This window comes from Wolbachia endosymbiont of Drosophila ananassae, from assembly GCF_008033215.1.
Lineage (GTDB): Bacteria > Pseudomonadota > Alphaproteobacteria > Rickettsiales > Anaplasmataceae > Wolbachia > Wolbachia pipientis.
Genome location: NZ_CP042904.1, coordinates 707,013 through 723,402 on the forward strand (window position 1 = coordinate 707,013; position 16,390 = coordinate 723,402).

General features: G+C 34.3%; 15 protein-coding genes and 3 pseudogenes. 4 read left to right on the plus strand and 14 right to left on the minus strand.

Annotation, left to right across the window (positions count from 1 at the left end; translation table 11 throughout):
- Positions 1 to 618: an ankyrin repeat domain-containing protein gene (locus tag EA652_RS03450; protein ID WP_007549519.1), complete on the minus strand. Its 618-nt coding sequence runs from the start codon at positions 616 to 618 to the stop codon at positions 1 to 3.
- A gap of 391 nt (positions 619 to 1,009) precedes the next feature.
- On the minus strand, positions 1,010 to 1,336 hold the full coding sequence (locus EA652_RS03455) for a hypothetical protein (protein ID WP_007549972.1): 327 nt from the start codon (positions 1,334 to 1,336) through the stop codon (positions 1,010 to 1,012).
- A gap of 281 nt (positions 1,337 to 1,617) precedes the next feature.
- Here EA652_RS03455 and EA652_RS03460 point away from each other — a divergent pair, with 281 nt between their 5' ends.
- Entirely contained in the window at positions 1,618 to 2,988 is a 1,371-nt protein-coding gene (locus EA652_RS03460; RefSeq protein ID WP_012673228.1) for a hypothetical protein, read from the plus strand.
- Between the two features lie 9 nt (positions 2,989 to 2,997).
- Positions 2,998 to 5,262 (plus strand): hypothetical protein, encoded by a 2,265-nt coding sequence (locus tag EA652_RS03465; protein WP_012673227.1) that lies wholly within the window; start codon positions 2,998 to 3,000, stop codon positions 5,260 to 5,262.
- A gap of 287 nt (positions 5,263 to 5,549) precedes the next feature.
- Here the strand turns inward: EA652_RS03465 and EA652_RS03470 are convergent.
- Positions 5,550 to 6,571: pseudogene (locus EA652_RS03470) on the minus strand (IS110 family RNA-guided transposase).
- Positions 6,572 to 7,188: 617 nt separating this feature from the next.
- On the opposite strand from EA652_RS03470, the gene EA652_RS03475 reads away from it, so the two are divergent.
- Positions 7,189 to 9,969: an ankyrin repeat domain-containing protein gene (locus tag EA652_RS03475; protein ID WP_012673226.1), complete on the plus strand. Its 2,781-nt coding sequence runs from the start codon at positions 7,189 to 7,191 to the stop codon at positions 9,967 to 9,969.
- A 452-nt stretch (positions 9,970 to 10,421) separates the two neighbouring features.
- Here EA652_RS03475 and EA652_RS07545 read toward each other — a convergent pair.
- The 7 genes and pseudogenes from EA652_RS07545 to EA652_RS03500 all read right to left on the minus strand — a co-directional run.
- Positions 10,422 to 10,541: pseudogene (locus tag EA652_RS07545) on the minus strand (zinc ribbon domain-containing protein); the annotation flags it as partial.
- A gap of 50 nt (positions 10,542 to 10,591) precedes the next feature.
- Positions 10,592 to 10,852, minus strand: a pseudogene (locus EA652_RS06935) (hypothetical protein); the annotation flags it as partial.
- A gap of 59 nt (positions 10,853 to 10,911) precedes the next feature.
- Entirely contained in the window at positions 10,912 to 11,037 is a 126-nt protein-coding gene (locus EA652_RS07440) for an ankyrin repeat domain-containing protein (RefSeq protein WP_084741744.1), read from the minus strand.
- Positions 11,038 to 11,040: 3 nt separating this feature from the next.
- Positions 11,041 to 11,172 (minus strand): ankyrin repeat domain-containing protein, encoded by a 132-nt coding sequence (locus EA652_RS06940; protein ID WP_007551899.1) that lies wholly within the window; start codon positions 11,170 to 11,172, stop codon positions 11,041 to 11,043.
- Between the two features lie 297 nt (positions 11,173 to 11,469).
- Entirely contained in the window at positions 11,470 to 11,844 is a 375-nt protein-coding gene (locus EA652_RS03490; protein ID WP_007549999.1) for a helix-turn-helix domain-containing protein, read from the minus strand.
- Positions 11,845 to 11,866: 22 nt separating this feature from the next.
- A complete protein-coding gene (locus tag EA652_RS03495) occupies positions 11,867 to 12,196 on the minus strand; it encodes a helix-turn-helix domain-containing protein (RefSeq protein ID WP_007549995.1) in 330 nt (109 codons plus the stop codon).
- A 51-nt stretch (positions 12,197 to 12,247) separates the two neighbouring features.
- Positions 12,248 to 13,171, minus strand: a complete 924-nt coding sequence (locus tag EA652_RS03500) for a hypothetical protein (RefSeq protein ID WP_012673225.1) — start codon at positions 13,169 to 13,171, stop codon at positions 12,248 to 12,250.
- 198 nt (positions 13,172 to 13,369) lie between these two features.
- On the opposite strand from EA652_RS03500, the gene EA652_RS03505 reads away from it, so the two are divergent.
- Positions 13,370 to 14,452, plus strand: coding sequence for a hypothetical protein (locus EA652_RS03505; protein ID WP_121721671.1), 1,083 nt, complete (start codon positions 13,370 to 13,372; stop codon positions 14,450 to 14,452).
- 136 nt (positions 14,453 to 14,588) lie between these two features.
- Here EA652_RS03505 and EA652_RS03510 read toward each other — a convergent pair whose 3' ends face one another.
- The 4 genes from EA652_RS03510 to EA652_RS07290 all read right to left on the minus strand — a co-directional run bounded on the left by EA652_RS03510 (position 14,589) and on the right by EA652_RS07290 (position 16,297).
- Positions 14,589 to 14,960: a helix-turn-helix domain-containing protein gene (locus EA652_RS03510; RefSeq protein ID WP_041582616.1), complete on the minus strand. Its 372-nt coding sequence runs from the start codon at positions 14,958 to 14,960 to the stop codon at positions 14,589 to 14,591.
- Between the two features lie 34 nt (positions 14,961 to 14,994).
- Positions 14,995 to 15,327, minus strand: a complete 333-nt coding sequence (locus EA652_RS03515; RefSeq protein WP_041582615.1) for a helix-turn-helix domain-containing protein — start codon at positions 15,325 to 15,327, stop codon at positions 14,995 to 14,997.
- A 103-nt stretch (positions 15,328 to 15,430) separates the two neighbouring features.
- Positions 15,431 to 16,090, minus strand: coding sequence for a JAB domain-containing protein (locus EA652_RS03520; protein ID WP_012673223.1), 660 nt, complete (start codon positions 16,088 to 16,090; stop codon positions 15,431 to 15,433).
- 84 nt (positions 16,091 to 16,174) lie between these two features.
- The gene (locus tag EA652_RS07290) at positions 16,175 to 16,297 is read right to left on the minus strand and encodes a hypothetical protein (protein WP_255317433.1); all 123 of its coding nucleotides are present in this window, start codon (positions 16,295 to 16,297) and stop codon (positions 16,175 to 16,177) included.
- Between the last annotated feature and the right edge of the window lie 93 nt (positions 16,298 to 16,390).

Genomic DNA, 16,390 nt, shown 5'->3' on the forward strand with positions numbered 1-16,390 from the left:
TTATTTTTCTGAGGTGCTACTCTTAACAATTTTTATCAACTCCTCATTAAGATTGGCTTGACTCATAATATCATTATAGTCAGAAGAATGAGAGCTCCTATGTTTAAAAATATAGCTTACCTCTTGATTTTTAGCTAATTCATATGGCTCTTTACCCTCATTATTTTTGATATCACTTCTTGCTTGTTTATCTAGAAGTAGCGATACAAGTTTTTTGTTATTTCTGGAAACAGCAATATGCAAAGGTGTATCACCTTTATTGTTTTTAGCGTTAACATCTGCCTTCCATTCTTGCAGTAATTTTCTAACTATTTCTTTTTTATCCCTTTCAACAGCATAGTGTAAAGGTGTATTATCTTTATTATTTTTATCAATGATGTTAAGCTTTACTCCTGCTTTTAAAAGATCTTGTACTTTCTGCAGGTTGCCATTTCTTATAGCAGAAAATAGCTCTGTATTTTTCTCTCTTTCACCATCACTATCAAACCTACGATAACGTTTAAGTTCAGAAGATTTATAAGCTTGTCCTATACGTTGTACTTTCTCTAATATTTTGGAAGCTTCTGAATTATTTTTTTCTTTTTCTAAGTAATCTATTGAACGCTCCACTTTGAGCATAAATTCCACTGCCTATTTTATATAGAAACCTATATTAGATTTGATTATATGCTAATGAATAACATTAGCAATGCAAGTAGTTTTTATGCATACCTCTTTAGGTTTTACAGAATAGGCAGTTAGAGTAGAAAAACAAGTTTCAAAATAATATAAGACCTGCTGTAAAGTAAATCAGATTTTTTTTGAAAATAACTACCGTAAAAAACAGCAGCTTTCCTTTTGCAACAGGTCTATAGAAGTTGTAATTATAACAAGTAACAAATTTAACTCTATTTTTAGAGAATCTATTTGGATTCACTCTATTTCTAGGTGTCTTTCAAACTGTGTAACTAACTGCTTTACGTTTACATGTGTAATTAAGAGAGCTTTCACAAGGCTCATGATCAAACTGCTACTTTGCAGGATTTTCTAGAGATCTTTTATTTCTCATAAAGGATGACTGAGCTTGGGAAGCAACTTTTAATGGATTTTTCTTTATACCAACATCTGATTGTGCTGCTATAATGGCACTACTTTTAGCGGGTTGCATACCTACACATTCTCTTGCTTGGTTTTGCTCAAAATTTTCCACTGTTGCTTTTACTTTACTTTTCATCTTGCGATTAACCACTATAACAGGCACCTCCACTTTTGGCACTACTTGTCTATAATCTTGATTCTCAGCTCTTAATGGTACTATCGATTTACTTTTAACTGATTTTTTAAGAACCGCTCCCACTATTTTTGGTTTTGCGCTTATTTTTTGATTGTTATAGCCTAGATTTTTAGACTGTGATGATAACGTAAGTATATCTTTTATCGCTTGTGATTCTTGTTTAACTTCTTGAACGGTAAAGGATGTTTTCTTTTGTATTTCTTATAATTCCAATAGAATTTTTGTATTTGTTCGAACATAGAAAATATTTTGCATGGAGTTTTTTCTATCTTTGGTGATTTTAGTGTTGCTATTTAATTCTAACTTTTGCATAGTACTCTCAATATTTTTATATAGGAGGTACAATGCCAAAAAAGATGGAGCGTCATGCTGCAGTGCTTAGTAAGTTAAAGAGTGTTATTCAACATACAGATTCCAAGGTCATGGCTGAAAGGCGTTCAGCTATTGAAAGATGGGTAAAAACTTACATTAGGCAGGTAGAATATCTTAAAGATGATAAGCTACAATTCTTATACAACATATTTCGCGATGAAAGTTGTTGGTCAGGTACGAGATTGAACAATACAATCTTAGGACAGAGGTTTACTGAAGAAAAAATAGGCGAAATAAAGAACCCTCTTCCTATATATGATATGGCATGTCGATACTGCGTGATAGATAAAATTCCTTTGCTCTTTCAGAAGCAGTTTGAATCTTACAAAAGTAGCTTCTCTTCTGAAGAGATAGATGATGATGGTAAGCCTGCAACTAGCAATAACAAATATGTAAAGAGTGAGTTGTTGGGTTATATGAAGAGTCAAGACCCTGTATTTAGCTTTTGGGTTGATAAAAAATCTGGAGAATTTAAGAAGCATGTCAGCGCAACAGAAGGATTTAAGAAAGCTATAGAACTTAAGTGGAGCGAAGGAGTAGAATATTTTTATAGCCTTCTAAATGAAAAAGAAAGAGAAAGAGAAAGGAAAATTACTGATGCAGTTACTATATTATCCTCTGTTCAATGTGACCATAATGGTGCTGTTACTTTAGACTTTTGTCTTAGTAAAATGAGCGATCAAGCAAAAAACAAGCTGTTTAAAGATTCTGAGCTATCAAAAAAAGATAAAGGAGTGTACTCTCTCTTTAGCGCGTTGATACATCAAGGTTTTTTTGATACGATGCAAGCTATACTTCCGATGTTTAAAGATAAAATACTGGAGGATAAGATACTTTCACCTAGGAGTTATACTCTTCTTCTCTCCTCACTTTCGGACATGATGCTCGAAAATTCTGAGTCAACTATTCAAGCTAGGGAAGCTATAATGAACCTTATAAAGTGTGGTAATTTCAATAATCATGAGGGGCGTGAGGAAAAAGCTGCGGTATTTTTTTCTAATGGAAGGGTTCCGATTAAGCGTGCGCTTGCAGGATTGATTGTCGATTGGCAACTTGGTTGTACAAAAAAGGAAGAGGTGTTAAAGGTACTACAGTTTGCCAAAGAGTTTTGTGCAGTTGAAAGTTTTATGTATTTTAAAAAATCTGTTGTTGATAACCTAAAAATGGTTGGTAGGGATGGTATGAGAAAAAATATAGACTATGGTAAATTAGCAGAAAAGTTGTTTGCTGAATTAGATACGGTATCCGTGCCTAACGGAAGAGGTGATTTTGGTGGAGCTGGTGACCCACAGTCTACACTAGGAAGCACTGAAGTTAGTAGTTTTTCTGGTCGCAATAAGTAGGAGTATTTTATGCATGGGTTAGTTAGAAGTTTAATAAATGGAAATTGTGGAGAATTCACGGAAAAGTTTGAATATTTCTTGGATTCATGTCCATCTTTTCTGCATTCAGTTGGCAAAGATCACTTTTTTCCTGCGTTCTTTTTTGGCATGTTTGCTACTGCACATGATTCTGGTGTTGCAAACAATGATGAAAGAATCTTCTTTCGTTTTGATAATGATCCAGGTAGTCCTGGAAGGGGAAATCTAAAGGTTGCAATTCTAACAACTGATGGAAATAACAGAAGAGTTGTAAGGTGCTATACTATTGCTGACAGAGAGAATAGCTACGGTTCTAGGTTTAGCCAGCAGGAAAGGGAGCAGCTGGAAGGTATCCTGCGAGATGAAGAGCTTGAATGGCAAGAGTATAAAACATTTATATGGGCGGATAATCAAGGTGAAGATGAAGAAGAGGAAGCAGTAAGATGTAGGATATTTCAGGCAGGACAAGGGCCGTTTACTGGAAATCATGCATCTTATTTAACTCGTAGACATAGTTTTCAAGAGATTACCAGAACACCTGGGCTGCAAAATAATTATTTACCGGATTTGATGAATCAGCTAGAAAGTGATGATGCAGATGATGTACACGACACTACTGAGGAAGTGTTTCAGCATATTATTGGTGTCTACGATAGATATAGTCAGGCATTGGACTTCTATGGTAGAGAGTCTGACTATCATGGTTTTGTTTCCGGTGTTTTGATGCATTTTAGATATCGCAATGTAGCCAATATTTACCTTGAGCTGTTTGTAGGTGGTGGATATGCAGATATTACTTCTATTGTACGTGGTACACAGAGGTTAATTAATTCTGTTCCCTGTGTAACTGAACTTAAGGCAGGCAGAAGAGCAGATAGGAATGCTGGCCGTGCATTAGAGCAGGCTGGAAATTATGTTAATGGATGTCCCGTTTCATCCATATCTATTCCAACATTATCACCAAGAGCTGTCTCCGCTGGAGTGAATTTCGATTTTGGTAACCCAGGACGTTTACAGCTTGGTGTGAGGGCTTTTTTAGCAAAAGGTTCTTCTTTAATGGAAAGATTATTTGAACCTGTAGAGGATGAGGAGATTGGAGAAAATGTTAGGGATTATCTACTCCATCCAGCCTTTGGTGTACCTGCTGTACCAGGTATTAGGAATAGGGGTGGTGTTAACGCTAGAGATAGAAGAATATTTCTCTATACAAGTGGATTTGCTTTCGCAAGTATTGCATTTGCAAAAGGAACTGTGCCAATAGAAGGAAATCGTGCAATAGTAGATAAGCACTTGTTTCACTATGACGGTAATGCAAAAATGTTAGATGAGCAAAGATACAATACACAAGTAAATATTGGAGATCGTGCTTTGACTATGGTTTTGCATGTATCACGAGGTAGAGACCAGAAGGAGGAGGTGATCGTATTTCATGTTCGCCACGTATTGGCTAATCAACTTTTTCCGGACAATGGATTGGATCTATCGCGTTGGCCGAATGCTATGGTACATGAAGTGGTGTGTAATTTGACCATAAATAGAAGGACAAGAGGAGTAAATGATAATCTTGGTTTAACTGTTAATGTAGAAACATTTGACTCGCCTGCTGACTACCTGCTTGATAGAGGTAATCAGCCTTTTCAAGGTGAGCTTTTACGAATAGGTGGCGTTAGTAATGTGCATCGCGCTGCAAATGTAATGATGAATACTGGCTGGGAAAATGAAGATCCAGACAGTCATGAACGGTTTTACCAAGCAATTTCCAACGTGCTAAATCCACCCCAGCCAAATAATGCAGGACTCCAATCATTAGCATGGGTAGTGAACAGAGATAATGCTAGAGAAGCTGGGTTTCATGCTGCATTGCATGGATTATTTTACACTTGCGATAATCCTGCTAGGGTAGTTAGTGAATTTCAGGTTGGAGGAGGAGGAAAGTTAGACTTAGTATTGTCACGAGCTATAGGAAGGATGGGAGGTACTTATCCGATTGGAACAGAGCTAAAGTTTGCTGCCACTGAAGCAGACGTACAAAATAGAGAAGAAGAAGCAGATGAACAGGTGGAGGGTTATCTGCAGAGTAGAGGGTTTGATCGCATTACTGATGGAGATAAAATGGTTTTCTCGTATGCCGTATTTAATGATCAAGCGCCAGCACCAGCACAAAATGTCCCAAATACCCTTATAGCAGTTAGTAATGTTCTACGCATAAAAGATAACTTAGGAATTGACACTGTGGACGACTTTCCTTATAGATAAAAGGGATTATTGAGAGTTTAATTGTCTGTCATAAATAGCAGACGCCGTCTTGTCAGTCAACAAAAAATTTATAAAAATTGTCTCATTGCCTAGGCTGTATTGTAAAACTAAAAAATACTTCCAACTCACATCCTGTATAGCGGATACAGATTATAGTTATGTTGATAAGTAAATTTCTGCTGTCTTGTATATATAAAACTAATTTACTTATCAACATACCAATTACATTCAATGAATTTGTGTAAGATGCCATTTTACATAAGATAGAATGGAAGCATTTTTTGATTTTAAAGTACTAAACCTTCAGTTAACCTCCTGGCCCTGTAGTTTTTGATATGGTCAGGATCAAAAGCCTTTTTTGATCTTAAAATACCAAAACAATATGAAGTAACTTACGCATTGCAGACCCAACTATGGCCATATTATGCTTACCCTTTTCCTTTAATCTCTGGCAAAAGCTCATAATAATAGGATTGTGATTCTTAGCTACTATGGCAGGAAAGAAAAGTGCCTTACGTAATGGTTGTGAACCGGATTTACTTAATCTGGGTTTGGCATATACAGATGAACCTGATGTTATATTTCTCGGTATAACTCCTGCATATGCTGCCAATTGTCTGGCATTTCTAAAAACTTCTATGTCAGGAACCTCAGCTAAAATAGCTACTGCTGATTCCTCTCCTATTCCTGGAATAGTCAGTAGAAGTTGAAAATTTTCCAACAACTCTTTGTGTTGCTTTAATAGTTCACGTACGGAGTTTTTTATTGTTTCTATTTTTTGAGCTATATTCATTGCAAGGTCTTCCCAAGCATTTGCAACTTCTTTGGGCAGTCTCTCTTTTTTTTCTAAGTGGTTATTTACTAATATCAATTCATCTTTTAACGCAACCGAGCAACGATAAAGATGTTTTAATTTTTTCAGTTCAGGAGAAGGTGGTGTCCAACGAGTAGGTTCCTGTCTTTGGCAACAATCAGCAATAATTTCTGCATCAGTCTGATCATTTTTTTGCCGTGTAAGCTTACTTCTTGCGTAGGATTTTATGCAATAAGGATTTACAACACTAACAAAATGTCCAGTATTGTGTAGAAATTCAGCCAAAGCTTCACTATAACAACCGGTAGCTTCCATGCAGGCTTTTACTTGTTCTACATTATGTTTTTGTAGAAAGCTCAGTAAACCTTGAAACCCATGATCATCGTTCTTAAAGCTCCTTTTCCTAGTTTCACGTTTTCCTTTTTTACTTATAAATGAGAGAAAAACATCAAAGCGATCTTTTGATACATCTATGCCAAGAAAGTTGTTGATCATATATAACCCCATACGTTACCATTAAAAATGAAAAGTAAGGCTAACCTTGTTAATACAGAATTAGAACCATTTAGGTCTTTCTAAGACGCCGTCCAGCCTATACTTTTGAGAGGGAGCTCTTATCTGCAAAACAGATTTTATATCTAAGGTTTATATCAGAGTTCCTCCCTTCTCCAACTAATGCTTAAGCTTAAAACATTAGATGCTTTTTTCAAGATACAAGGTTTATAGTTAGAATTGGTTGATAGTGTTATATTGACTACTTCATTTTGTAACCAGATCGGCTTTATTGAGTAGTGGATTACAGATGGGCAGGCAAAAAAATCCGTGTAGTAAGTTCAAAATCAATGTCGGAGAATTTTATAGAAGTGTCAAGTTGAAGTTGATGTGGAAGGAAAGAGACTATAAATTCTGCTATGTTGATTGCTTAACACTCTGAATCAAGGTTGCAAGTTTACTATCCTATCAGGCATCTTTATTAGGTTAAAAGAAAGTTTATGTAAACACCTGAACTTACTACAAAAACTCAAAAATTGCAAAATAATAAAAATATTATATTAAAATCAGCTTGACTCATATTATATATTGTACATAATATATCAAGCTAGGAGGAAAATATGGTTATTGCTGAAGCTATCAACGGGCAAAGTAAACAAGCGAGCAAAAAGCTAGAAGAGAAATTAAGTCCTGGACAAGAGTGGTCAGAAACAGACAAACTATTGGATGAAGAGTACGAGTTAATTAAAAAATATTTATGGGTTCCATCTGAATTAAATGGAGGTAGATCTCTAGTTGATGGTCAATGTTCATTTGAGGAGCTGGTGTGTATATGGCTTGCTCATACAACAAATTTGAACGAGAATCAAAAAAAGTTAAATAAAGAATTACTAAAAACTCTTAAGGGTATAGGTTCTTATCTTCATGAGTACGATACTAAAAAACTTGAAAATTTTTTAAAAAATAACAAGGACGATCAAGATTTAAAAGTTGTTCTTAACCTTAAAAGGGGAGAGTCAGGATTAACGTTATTGCATGCTGCTTCAAGACTCAATGATGATCAGAGCGGTCCTACTTTAGTCAATTTACTTCTACAAGCAGGGGCTGATCCTAATATAGAAAGCAATGAAGGGAAAACACCTTTACATTATGCTGCTGATAGTAACTATAGGTATCTCACTATAAATCTACTCTTGGAGGGAAAAGCTGATCCTAACATACGGGACAATAAACGAAAAACCCCATTACAAACTGCTATTGATAATAATAACTGCCACATTTTAGAATGCTTCTTAACTGACAATCAGAAAAAGTTGAGTAAAGAGCTGTATGATATACTTTTAGGTATACTCTCGCCTGAATATTATAAAAAACCTCATGTTATAGGTGAAGTTTTTAATCGTCAGGCTATTGAAAATTTAGGCAAGTTTCTGGATAAACATAAGAATAGTCAGGATCTCAAAATGATTTTCATTGTTCAGGATAGAGTAGGTATGTCAAAAGTACTTAGTTATGCTAGAGCTACTTGCAAAGAAGCAGTGGATTTACTTCTAAAGGCAGGAGCAACTGATCCTAAAAAAGATGCAAATATGTGCAATAAGAAGAAAAAGTGTTTGCTTCCACCTAGGACTTTATGGAGTATCCCAAACCAACAGATAGTGCTAGGTGGATTTTTAAATGACATATCTCAAGTTGAAAGTATGGATCAACTGGAAAAAGTTGTAGATAGAGCTATAGATTTCGGAGTAATGTTAAATTTCGCTAAAAAATCTTCTCAAGGTGAAAAGTACAACTTTACAGATTATGTAATAAAAGAAATTAGTAGATTAGAAAAGAATCCTAAAGTTGCAAGTGATATAGTATGTAAGTTGGTATCGTGGGGAGCAGCGTGCTATACTAAAAACAGTATAGATGTAATTGGCGAACTGGAATTAGAATTTAAAGATCACAAAGCTAATATGATAAAAGCTCATGAAAAGTATGTTAATTGTACTCAGAAATTCCTGAAAATCGCAAAAAATGCGACCAACGGCAAGTTAAATCGTGCAAAAATGGATAACGCTACTTTTTACTTAGAATATTCAGAGGACAGTACAATAGATGTTGCACAAATTACAGATGGAACAAGGGATTTAGGGCTAACCCATGGAGATGTAAAGTGTGGAAGAAATATAGTAAAGATCGGTAATAGTGAAGTAGAGATTATCACAAAAGATGGTGTAAGGAATTACACAGATCTTACAGAAGGTGGTGATATAGTATTAACTTTCTATACCATTCAGGGGGAACTAGAGGTCAGGTTATATCCTGATACACAAAATAAAGATCTAATAAGAGTAGAGGTGAACGATCAAGATTTACTGGAGGAATTAAAAAATTGTAACGAAAAAATAGGTAAGAATTGCTTACTAGGGGGGTTACCAGTTGATCAAGCCATAGAACGAGGTTTCTTTACTAGATCAGGAAAACTTTGTCAATATTCCGAAACAGTTAGTTCAGCTGCTCAAACTGTAAATGAAAAGCAACAACTATTACAGGATTTACGCTATATTGAGTCTAATATTGTAAAAAAGGAGAAGAATTTTGACATAAAAACTCACCTGGTAGAAATCTTTAAAACTTTATCTAGATTCTGTGAAGAAAAAGGGGATATTTCTAAAACAGACTTAGCTAAAGCAGCAGAAAAGGAAAGTAAAAAATTGGGGTTAGAAGGTAAATATAACTGGAGTAAGATTTTTGGTTTAGAGAAAGGAGTTATTGAAAAAGCAGAAAAACAAGGTGATAAAGAACAAAAATCAAACATACCTGATAATTTCTATTTAGGACAAGCAATTGAAGATGGAAACTGTTTTTTTGATTCGTTTAGACAAGAACTAGAACAACAATTAGGGATAAAAGCTACTGTTGAGCAATTGCGACAATATTGTAAAGAGTTTGCACGAAATAACCCACCAGAATGGTTCATAAATGCTATTACTAACAGTCATGATAATAATGGCGTGGTGCGTAGGGAAACTCCAGATTTTTATGCAAAAAATATTCTAAATAACAATAGATGGGGTGATCCTGAGGTTGAAGGTAGAATACTTTGCGGAAAGTATGGTGTAAAATTGCATGTTGTAGAGAGTAATCCATTACATGCTACTGATGAACAACAAGATCCATCCTTGCATCAACTAATAGATAGTTTAGGATCAAGAAGTACAGGTGAGTATAATAGGATAGATTATGATGACAATAATGTCTTACATATAGTAAATAAGGGACATGATCATTTTGAACCACTGTTTAATAGTAATAAAATCTTGGCAAAATGCTATTCAAGCTTACCAAGGTGTAGTATGGACGAGTTAAAGATAGAATCTCACCAACATAAGTCACTACTTGTAAGTGGATCATAGCTCCGTATATGACTTGTTACACAGCAATGATGGAGGAAGTTTATTTAGATGGTTAAAAAAGAATTTACTTAGCACTTATGAATTTTCAAGTACGCTTTCAGGTTCAAAGGAAGCTGTAGATTAGTCCACATGTACTACTTTCTCGAGTTGTATGCTGGGATTTAGAGTATTGTACGTTGCATTTTTCGATTTCTATAGAATTTTTCCCCAGATCTATTATTAAAATGTGCAGCTAAAATTCGATACATTTTCTGCCATTGTCGTATCTAGCATGCTAAAATCTTCGTCATTTATATTGATATTTTTGCATAATTGAGTGTCAGCTTTTATAACATTGATTTGCTTTTTTACATCAATCTTGACTTCCTCAACATCTTTTGGAATGGCCCTTCGTATCAGCTCCTTCTGGCACGTACTCTTTCTGTTACTTTTGTAAATTAAGACGCCATTCCTTACAATTTTTCCATCTGCTCACTCCACAACACCGGTATTTCTCTCAAATCAACTAATTTCAAATTTCTTGGCTGCCTCCCATTTACTATATCTTCTTTAATCTTTGGTGCTAAATAATTTCACCTTTTCTTTCCCTATTAAGAACTTCACAAACTCAAGATTTTCATGGTTATAACTGACAGCATGGTGCACAGCCATCTTCTCGACGTACATAATTAACATTAGCCCCTTTATCAAGTTGAGCTTCTACTCCACTGCGGTCTTTTCTCTTGACAGCATCAAGAAGTAATTCATTTCTTAGTAAACTTTCAACTTCTTCATGTCCTCCATCATTTGCAAGTTCCAATGGTGATCTATTATTGGAATTTTTAATATCAATTCTTGCTCCTTTTTCTATGAGAAACTCTACAGCTGATAAATGTCCTTCCTTGGCAGCATAGTAGACTGATCTGTGGTTTTAGAATTAATAAATGATTCTTGTTGTTGCTTTTATATTAGAAGCTTTACAATCCCTAGATATCCTTTATTGGTAGCATAATGCAAAGGAGTCCAATTGTTTTTACCTTTTGTACCAACTTCTACTCCCTTATTAAGAGAAAACTTTACAATATCGATATTTCAAAAATCAGCTGCAATATGAATAGGCTTGTTTTCGTCATTAGTTTTAGCGTTAAAACTTACACCTTTATTATTTACTAAAAATTTTGTTACTTCTAAGCTATCAAACTTAGCTGGATGGTGCACAGCCACCTTGACCAAAAAATCATCCCCCTATCGCGTTCTTATCATTATGCCTTATACCCTGTATTACACCTTCAGATATAGTCATTTCTAACCTCCAACATCCTTGCTAATAGACCCTCACTAAAACTGCCGAAAAGACTTTATAAGTTAATATTCTAAATCTCAATATTTTATGGTGCAGGTTTTTATTTTTAAAACATTATACTTTGTGTAGGGTATAACTACACGCATCAAAGTGAAAGAAAAGCAAAATGATGAAGAAAATGAAAGTTTAAGTTTTCTTCAACGACTCAAGGAGAGAATTTATGCTTTAAAGCCTGTATTAGCAAGAGCCTTAATCACTAAATGAACAATGTCACGCAGAGTTTCATCCTCAATTTTTCTATATTCCCTCACTAGCCTTGATATTTCTTCGCTGCCTACATCGCTATGGAAGGCCTTATCATGTAAGTCTTCAGAGGCTTTGGTAAAAAAATACGACATATCAACCGATAGTACTTCTGCTAATTTATATAACCTATCAACTACAAGCCTAATCTCTCCGCTTTCATATCCTTGTACATGCTGAAATGAAATTTCAAGCTTTTTTCCTAAGTCTCTTTGACTAAAACCACACATTAGCCTTCTTTTCCTTATTCTTTCACCTATTTGTTTATCGATAGGATGTTGTATAGTCATTTTACGTATCAGGTAATATTAACTATGTATTATCACTTTGAGAAAAAGATTTTACCAATATATAAACTGCACTACGTAACCTTTTGCTCTTAATTTCGTTATATCCTTTGACTAACTTTAGTATTTCTTCATCATAAGCTTCATGTGAGTCAGTGTGCATATCAGTAAAAAAGTTAGCAACATCTATCGATAGTGCTTTTGCTAAATCATATAATCTACTGGCCAAAACACAATTTGAACCATTTTCGTACTTTTGTATCTGTCTATACGAAACACCTATTCTCTTTCCCAATTCGGTCTGTGTCAAAGCACGATCTAACCTAAGTTGTTTTATTTTTTTACCTAATTGCACTTTTCACCTCTTATTCAAATTTACAACAAATTTTATGAAGTGGAAAAAAAGCTAGCAAAGTAATTGCTTTAATAATTTCTGCCTCTCGCTAATTAAATCGTTTGGCCTTACGTATTTTTTCTCAATTTCCCTCATCTCTTTTTCTCGTTCTGCAATGCTATTTCGTATTACTTCAGCCGAGTATCTGCTTTTGCCACTTGCAAACTCTGATCTTAATCTTCTAACCTTGTATTCGAGCTCAGCAAATCTTTCGTGTTGCTCAAGAAGTTCTATCATATGACTAATTTCAGAGTTTAGCTTTTTTTCCTCAACATCTCTTACAATAAAAGAAAGTAGAAGCTTATCTATTTGGTAATCAATATTTGGTTGAGCAGCAAATAGATCAATTATGGCTTTTACGTCAGTAGGATTTGTAACTAGTAAGTTAAAATTACTACATAAAAAACTATAGAACTTTATCGTCTTCTCAAGATAATTTTTCATATCTTGTGATAATTGCAATTCTTTGTGAATTCCTGACAGCAATATTTTCAATTCTTCCAAGTATTTCGTGTCAAAATTACTTACTTCTGTAGGTGAAAGGATCATTAGCAGCTTTTTTACAAGCTCAACATCATTTAACTTTACTGCATTATAAAGAGCTTTTTCTTTATCTTCTTTTAAATCATAAAGCTCTGATGAGTTATCTATGCTGAATAGATATTCAGTATTTCCTTGAGGAGAGTAGATTAAAATGTCCACTTCTCTTAGCGGGTGATCATCATTAAACTTTTCTAGTAACTGCTTATCGGTAGTTTCCTCTATTGCTACAACTGCTTTGCTTACCTCTTTCAACTTTGCAATATCATCTCTTGAGTTTTCAAGTATATCTTTAGCCTTGTCTAGCAGCTGCTCATATAGAACTATTTTTTCTTCATCATCAAGTAGCTGACAATGCTTTTTCAGCTTTTCAGTAGAGTAAGATAGGATATCCATTTTTTTCAATTTTACGATTACGATACCCCATTTTTGTTGAAACTGAAATAATTTTTATAGGATGTGTTTTTCTAGTGTAGATGCCCGCAAAACTTGTTATTATAATATATAGTAAATCAATAAGTCGTATAATATTAACAATTAAATAATATTTATCACGATATGATCGAATAGTAATGAAATTAAATGAGGGTTACAATGAAAAAAATAAATGGTAAAAAATTGTCTAGTAAAATGTTAAAAGCGGTAGAGCGAATAGCAAAAGAAGGGTTATTACCTAATTTTATAAAAGCTGCTCCAACAGCAAATAAAAAGATTAGTAAATTACCTGTCTTAACATATCCTGAGGAGCTCAATCCATTTCGATCAGCTTTATGCAAGATAAGGCTAAGTGAATATGAAAATGTGAAATTAAATGAATTCTTGGAAAAAGCTATTGCAGCTGAAAATCTAGACAAATTAAGTAAAATCGTCGATGAAGCTTTGGATTTAGGAATAAGAGTAAACGCTCGCAACGAAGATGGCTTTAGCTTCACTAACGTTACAATGTTTAAGATGTATCGTGATGAATTCAAAGAAAATAAACAAGAAGATATAATCAGAAAGTTAGCCTTACATGGAGCAGATTTTAATGTACAAGTTGATAAGAAAATAGCTGAAATGTATCAAAAAGTGCAAAAAGAAATTGAGCCACAAATATATAGTAGGCTCAAGAAACTTAGGGAAGTTGGAGAAGACGCTACTATAGAAGGAACTGTTGAAGATGTAGAAATCGATAATAAGACCTTCTATATTGAATTTTCACATAGCTGCATAGTTGATGTTGCCAAAGTTGTAGAAGGTGCAAAAAATTTGGGCTTAAGTAAAGGAGACTTAAACCTTGGCGATAGTATCATAAAAATAGGTGATGGTGAAGTTGAGGTCAAAACTGGGAAAGACGGTAAAAGAAATTACGTAGATATATCCGATAACAGCGCTTTTACAGTAACACTTTGCACTAGCCTAGGAGAGCTAAATTTAATGGTATATCATGACACAGAAGACTATCATCAAGTACAAGTTGAGGTAGAAGATGAAGAAATGTGGAACGAGTTGCAAGAAATAGGAGAAATCGTAGGAAAGGGTTGTTTATTTGGTGGAATGTCTGTTAAAGAAGTAGTGGAAAAAGGCAGCTTTACTAGATGTGGAAGGTGGGGCGACCAAAATTCTAAAAGTAGTGAGACCTTTTCTTGGGTGAGCAAATTAAAAGATACCAAAACGACATCTGTAGGACGTTCTTGATTGGTGGCTATGTTTTTACATAGCCATAATTATTGCAAAGTAAAGTAGTTCTTGAAATTTAATCAAAATTACCATAAAAAATTTACCTTAACTAGCATTGCTTGTAGAAGTGGATTGAAGATATATTCAGGCAATATTATTTATTGGCAAGCGCTTTTATCACTGAATGCACAATATCACGCAACGTTTCATCCTTAATTTTCCTGTATTCCCTCACTAGCCTTGATATTTCTTCACTACCCACATCGCTACAAAAGGCCTTATCGTGTAAGTCTTCAGAAGCTTTGGTAAAAAAATATGACATATCAACGGACAAAGCTTCTGCCAAATTATACAATCTATCAATTACAAGCCTTACCTCTCCAGTTTCATATCCTTGTATATGCTGAAATGAAATTCCGAGCTTTTTTCCTAAGTCTCTTTGGCTAAAACCGCATATTAACCTTCTCTTCCTTATTCTTTCACCTATTTGTTTATCAATAGGATGTTGTTCATCTTGTACAATCATTTATTAATATATTAACTGAGGTATTGAAGCAATACTAACTCTCATTGTAACTTTGAGAAAAAGATTTTACCAATATATAAACTACGCTACGTAACCTTTTGCTTTTAATTTCATTATATCCTTTGACTAATTTTAGTATTTCTTCATCATAAGTTTCATGTGAGTCGACATGCACATCAGTAAAAAAATCAGCCACATTAATCGATAGTGCTTTTGCTAAGTCGTATAGCCTACTGGCCAAAATTTGGTTTGAACTATTTTCGTACCTTTGTATTTGTCTATACGAAACGCCTATTTTCTTTCCCAACTCAGTTTGTGTTAAACCACAGTATAATCTAAGTTCTTTTATTTTTTTGCCTAATTCCACCTTTCATTACTAATTTTAGCTGCTCAAGCTTATATTGAATTTTTTAATTTATGAAGTAGAAAAAAAGAAGGAAAGTTGGAGAACTTTCCTTCCGGTCTACAGATTACAATAAACCACTATCATAAAAACTAAAGTGGCTCTTCTGTGTTACGATTATGTGATCTATTAATTTCATTCCTACATTTTCGCAGGTTGCAGCTAATGTAAGTGTGTTATCCTCATCCTCCTTTGATGGTTCTGTATCTCCACTTGGATGATTATGTGAAATTGCAATAGATGATGCATCGATCAGTAATCCCTGTTTGATTATTTCTCTCACATATAGAGGTACTCTGTCTATAGTTCCACAGTCTTGAATATACTCGTATATCAAATGACCACTTCGATCTAAGTATATTACTCGCAAGCTTTCCTTTCGTGACTGCCCTATTGCTGTTTTAAAGTATTTTAGTAGCTCTTCTCTGTTATCAAGAATCGACAGCTTTTTTAACTTACCTTTCAGTATCCTATCGAAAATCTCTTTCAGACAAAAGATACTTGCTATTGCTCCATCATTCATTCCTGTAACATTTTTTAGCTCATGAAAGTCAGCGTTAATTACCCTTCCTAAACTACTAAAGAGCTCTATTAGCTTTTTGGCCACTTCTCTTCCTTCTTCACATTCAGATAGAGTACGTTCCAGTAGCTCATGGTCAAGTAAAGACCTTCCTCTACTTGATAAAATGCGAGTTTCCAATTTTTCTTTTCTCTCACTATTATTCATAAAAACCTCCAAGGTCAACATTATATACAAATTCAACGCCAGCTTTCTGACGCAGTAGTTCTCGAGGAATAACCCTTTTGAACTCTAAATTTGCAATGTTGTCCTTGTTGCTTTAAAAGCTGGAATACCATTTGCCATATGAATTTGTGCATTGACATTTACTGTGCTAATTCCCTGAAGCGCAACGGTATTTATATTTGCAATCATAATATATTATATAAAATTGTTAATATAATATATTAAAGAAGCGATGAAGTAAAGGCTACAGCAATTAAAGATGGCTTAACTTAGCAAAAAAGT